At 66.7% G+C, this 4,804-nt stretch carries 7 protein-coding genes; 3 read left to right on the plus strand and 4 right to left on the minus strand.

What is annotated here, in order from left to right:
- The 4 genes from N878_RS12855 to N878_RS12870 all read right to left on the minus strand — a co-directional run.
- The coding region (locus N878_RS12855) for a HAMP domain-containing protein (RefSeq protein ID WP_021444053.1) at positions 1-855 on the minus strand (855 nt) is incomplete at its 3' end.
- Positions 852-1,520 carry a response regulator transcription factor gene (locus tag N878_RS12860; RefSeq protein ID WP_021444054.1) on the minus strand — a complete coding sequence of 223 codons (669 nt, stop codon included), beginning with the start codon at positions 1,518-1,520 and terminating at the stop codon, positions 852-854. The genes N878_RS12855 and N878_RS12860, both read right to left, overlap by 4 nt.
- Complete coding sequence (locus tag N878_RS12865; RefSeq protein WP_021444055.1) at positions 1,520-1,834, minus strand: PepSY domain-containing protein; 315 nt, start codon at positions 1,832-1,834, stop codon at positions 1,520-1,522. The genes N878_RS12860 and N878_RS12865 overlap by 1 nt, the downstream gene beginning before the upstream one ends.
- A complete protein-coding gene (locus tag N878_RS12870) occupies positions 1,834-2,142 on the minus strand; it encodes a PepSY domain-containing protein (protein WP_021444056.1) in 309 nt (102 codons plus the stop codon). Before N878_RS12870 ends, N878_RS12865 begins: the two co-directional genes overlap by 1 nt.
- Positions 2,143-2,292: 150 nt before the next feature.
- Here N878_RS12870 and N878_RS12875 point away from each other — a divergent pair, with 150 nt between their 5' ends.
- From N878_RS12875 to queD, 3 genes are read left to right on the plus strand one after another with little or no spacing between them, the layout of a single operon-like run.
- The gene (locus N878_RS12875) at positions 2,293-3,372 is read left to right on the plus strand and encodes a hypothetical protein (RefSeq protein WP_021444057.1); all 1,080 of its coding nucleotides are present in this window, start codon (positions 2,293-2,295) and stop codon (positions 3,370-3,372) included.
- Positions 3,373-3,421: 49 nt separating this feature from the next.
- Positions 3,422-4,258: a hypothetical protein gene (locus tag N878_RS12880; protein ID WP_021444058.1), complete on the plus strand. Its 837-nt coding sequence runs from the start codon at positions 3,422-3,424 to the stop codon at positions 4,256-4,258.
- A gap of 54 nt (positions 4,259-4,312) precedes the next feature.
- Complete coding sequence (gene queD, locus N878_RS12885) at positions 4,313-4,669, plus strand: 6-carboxytetrahydropterin synthase QueD (protein ID WP_021444059.1); 357 nt, start codon at positions 4,313-4,315, stop codon at positions 4,667-4,669.
- Positions 4,670-4,804: the final 135 nt, after the last annotated feature.

Raw genomic sequence — 4,804 nt, forward strand, 5'->3', positions numbered from 1 at the left:
GGCGCGGCCGAGCTCGCGGCTCAGGCGTTGTTCGATCTGCGTCAGTTGCTCGCGCAGGCTGGCGCGCAACGCCGGGTACGCCGCCAGTTCGTAGCGTCCGGCCAGGCTGATCAGCACCGCCAGCGGCGTCTTCAGCGCATGACCGAGGTTGCCCAGGGCGTTGCGCGAGCGTTTCAGGGTGTCTTCGGTATGGGCCAGCAGGTGGTTGATCTGCGCCACCAGCGGCTCCAGCTCCTCCGGCACCTCGGCGTCCAGCTCGCTGCGCTGGCCCTGCTGCAACTGGGCGATCTGCCGGCGCACCTGCTCCAGCGGACGCAGCGCGCGGCGCACGGTGTAGCGCTGGGCGATCAGGATCAGCAGCAGCGCCGCGCCGCCCATGCCCAGGCCCAGCCACTGCATGCGCCGAAAGCTCTGCAGCACCGGCTCGTAGTCCTGCGCCACGCTGATCGACAGCGCCTCGCCGTAACGCCGGTAATCGGCGCGGTAGACCAGCAGGCGCTGGCCCTGCGGACCGTCGCCGAGTTCGGCCTGCATGCCCGAGCCTTGCGGCTTGAGCAGTTCGCGGTCCCATAACGAGCGCGAACGCCAGCTGCGGTCGGCAAAGTCGATACGAAAGTAATGCCCGGAAAACTGCCGCTGAAACGACGGATCGAGGCGCCGCTCATCCAGTTGCAAGCCGGCCGGGCCACGCACCAGGGCGGCGAGCAGGCCCTGCGCCTCGTCGCGCAGATCCTCCTCCAGGTAGGCGCGCAAGCCACGGTCGAACAGCCAGAGACTGGCCTGAGCCAGCACCAGGCCCACCAGCAGCAGGGCGCCGGCCAGGCCGAGGCTGAGCCGGCGCTGGATCGACCTCAACCCTGCTCCCCAGTGAAACGGTAGCCCTGGCCGCGGCGCGTCTCGATCACGTTGCGCCCCAGCTTGCCGCGCAGGCGGTTGACGTGCACCTCGATGACGTTGGAATCGCGCTCGGTCTCGCCGTCGTACAGGTGATCGGCCAGGTGGCTCTTGGACAGGATCTGCCCCGGATGCAGCATGAAGTAACGCAGCAGACGGAACTCGGCGGCGGTCAAGTCGACGGCCTCGCCGCCGACCGTGACGCACTGGCGGCTCTCGTCCAGTTGCAGGCCGGCGGCCTCCAGTTGCGGCTGGTTGGCCAGGCCATGGGCACGACGCAGCAGCGCCTGGATACGCAGGGCCAATTCCTCAGGATGAAAAGGTTTAGTCAGATAGTCGTCGGCACCGGCCTTGAGGCCTTCGATGCGCTCGGCCCAGGAGCCGCGCGCAGTCAGTACCAGCACCGGCGTGGCCAGGCCGCCGGCACGCCACTGCTGCAACACCTCCAGACCCGGCTTGCCCGGCAGACCGAGGTCGAGAATGATCAGGTCGTAGGGCTCGCTGGCGCCCTGGTAGGCGGCGTCGCGGCCGTCGGCCAGCCAATCCACGGCATAACCCTGGCGACTGAGGCTGGCCGTCAGCTCGTCGGCCAGCGGCACATGATCTTCCACCAGCAACAGGCGCATCAGTCGTCTTCCTCGTCTTTCAGAATGTTGCCGTCGCGGGCATCCAGTTCCAGCTCGCGTACCACGCCCTGGGTGGTGAGGATTTCCACCTCGTAGACCAGCACGCCGTCTTCCTCTTCCAGCTCCGCCTCCAGCAGGGTGGTGCCCGGATACTGCTGCTCCAGGCGCTGCATCAGCTGCTCGAAGGGCATGATCACACCCTCGCGACGCAGGCGCAGGGCCTCGTCCTGATCGAGATCGCGGGCCACGCCCGGGGCGGCGGCGAGGCTGCCGGCCAGGAGCAACAAAAATGCCGTGGTGCTGCGCAAGCTCATCAATCGTCCTGATGGTTCTTGAGAATTTCGCCGGTGCTGGCATCCAGTTCCAGGTCCCACTGCACGCCTTGCGGATCGCGCAGCTCGATCTGGTAAATGTAGCGACCGTATTCGTCCTCCAGCTCGGTCTCCTCGATGCGCGAGCCCGGGTGCTGGGCCAACGCGGCCTGGTTGAGCAGCTCGAAGGATTTGATGGTGCCGGCGTCGCGCAAGCGCAGCGCTTCGTCCGGGCCCAGGTCGCGAGCATGGGCAATGAGGCTGGCACTGGCAAGTGCAGCGATGGCCAGCAGGCGGGTCAACAGGTTCATGGAGCATCCTCCGGAAAGTGATTCGATGCCTGCCACTCTAGGCCCGTGCACTTAATTCAAGCTGAATTGCCGGCGTCATTCAGCCGCTGAAGTTACTTGGCCTGCGCGTCCATGGCCCTATAATCGCCTGCTTGCGTGACGGAGGCAGCGATGAGCGCGATCCATATCAAGTCCCCTGCCCTGACCCTCCGGGCAGGCCCCAGAGCCCTGGCGCGGATTCGCCAGCACGGCCTGAGCCCGGCGGATGTCGGCATCCTGCCCGGCGCCGCGGGCGGGCCCAAGGGCCTCGGCATCCAGGGCCTGGATCTGGCGCTGTTCGGCGACTGGCTGCCGCGCGCGCCGCGCGAACGCGCGCTGATCGGCGCCTCCATCGGTTCCTGGCGTTTCGCCAGCGCCTGCCTGCCGGACGCCGCCGCCGGCATCCGCCGCCTCGGCGAACTCTACACCGCCCAGCGCTTCGCCAAGGGCGTGAGCATGGCCGAGGTGTCCGGCAGCTGCCGCCAGATGCTGCACGAGCTGCTCGCCGACCAGGACGCGGCCATCGTCGCCAACCCGTACCATCGCCTGCATATCGTGGTGGTGAAGAGCCACGGCCTGCTGCAGCACGACCACCGCGGCAAGCTGAGCCTCGGGCTGTCGTCGGTGATCGGCAACAACCTGCTGGCGCGCCAACGTCTGGCGCGTCACTTCGACCGGGTGATCCTGCACGACGCCCGCCAGTTGCCGCCACTGGCGCAACTGCGCGACTTCCGCTCGCACTTTCACGCCCTCACCGCGGAGAACCTGCGCCACGCCCTGCTGGCGTCCGGCTCGATCCCCATGGTGATGGAAGCGATCCGCGAGATTCCCGGGCTGGAGCCCGGCGCCTACCGCGACGGCGGCCTGCTCGACTATCACCTCGACCTGCCCTACAGCGGCGAGGACATCGTGCTTTACCCGCACTTCACCGACCGGGTGATCCCCGGCTGGTTCGACAAGAGCATGCCCTGGCGCCGCGGCGACCGCACTCGCCTGCAGGACGTGCTGCTGCTCGCGCCATCACGCGAGTACCTGGCACGCCTGCCCCACGGCAAGCTGCCCGACCGCAGCGACTTCAAACGCTACCTGGGTGACGACGCCGGCCGTGAACGCTACTGGCGCCAGGCGATGGCAGAAAGCGTGCGACTCGGCGACGAATTCCTCGAACTGGTCGACAGCGGGCGCCTGGGCGAACGCCTGCTGCCCTTGTGATGGACGCGGCCAGCGCCGATGGTTAGGCTGCTGCAATCAGGGAGGATGCATGAAGCTGGCAGTCGCAATCATCCACGGCATCGGCAACCAGCCCGACAGCCGCGACCACGAGGGACAACACCAGTTCGCCCAGGGTTTGATCCGCGGTTTGCGCCGCCAGTTGGGCGACGACGCCCAGCAGGTGGCGTTCCAGACCCTGTACTGGGCCAGCGTGCTGGATAAACGCGAACACGCCTTCCTCGCCCGCCTCGAGCGCGAACCCGTGCGCTGGCGCTGGTTACGCCGCATCGTCACCCTGTTTCTCGGCGACGCCGCCGGCTACCGCAAGGTCAGCGAGGCCTACGACACCACCTACCAGGAAGTGCACCAGTGCCTGCGCAACGGCCTCAATGCCCTGCGCGCCCAGGTCGATCCGCAGACCCCGCTGCTGGTGCTGACCCATTCCCTGGGCGGGCACATCTTCTCCAACTTCGCCTGGGACCAGCAGAAACTCAACGCCACCCCCAGCTGCCCGCATGACCCCTTTCTGGCCTTGGAAACCCTGGCCGGCATCGTCACCTTCGGCTGCAACATCCCGTTGTTCACCTTCGCCTACGACCCGGTGCTGCCAATCCGTTTTCCCGGCCACTGCCTGAGCGACGCGGTGCGTCAGCAGGCGCGCTGGCTGAACGTCTACGCACCAGCCGACCCACTCGGCTACCCGCTGCGCGCGATCCCCGCCTACGCCACCCTGGTGCACGAAGATCGCGCCCTGCCCGTCGGTCCCTGGTACAAACGCCATACACCACTGAGCCATATGGCTTACTGGCACGATCGGCGCTTCCACCGTTACCTGACGCAGCAGATCCGCCGACTGCTGAACGCCCAGGCGCCTGGGCAGACCTGATAAACTGCGCGGCTCAGGGCCTGATCGACGGCCATCTCACGCGAGCGCTGTACTGTGGAATTGTTCAAAGAGTTCATCTTCGAGGCGGCCCACCGCCTGCCCCATGTGCCGGAAGGCCACAAATGCGGTCGTCTGCACGGCCACTCCTTCCGCGTCGCCCTGCATATCGAAGGCGAGGTCGACCCCTATACCGGCTGGATTCGCGACTTCTCCGAGATCAAGGCGATCTTCAAGCCGATCTACGAGCAACTCGACCACAACTACCTGAACGACATCCCCGGCCTGGAAAACCCCACCAGCGAAGTGCTGGCCAAGTGGATCTGGCAACAGGTCAAACCCCTGCTCCCAGAACTGTCGCGCGTGCGCATCCACGAGACCTGCACCAGCGGCTGCGAATACCGCGGCGACTGAGCCATAGAGCAGAAACGCCAAGGCCACCTTCGAGGTGGCCTTTTTGTTAGCTATGCATTCGGTAATCGCTACCCCCTGCCGGAGTACCTTAAGCCGCAAAGACCGCAGGGTGCCCCGCGTGCACCGGCCGTTAGC

It is taken from the genome of Pseudomonas sp. EGD-AK9, assembly GCF_000465935.2.
Classification (GTDB): Bacteria; Pseudomonadota; Gammaproteobacteria; order Pseudomonadales; family Pseudomonadaceae; genus Aquipseudomonas.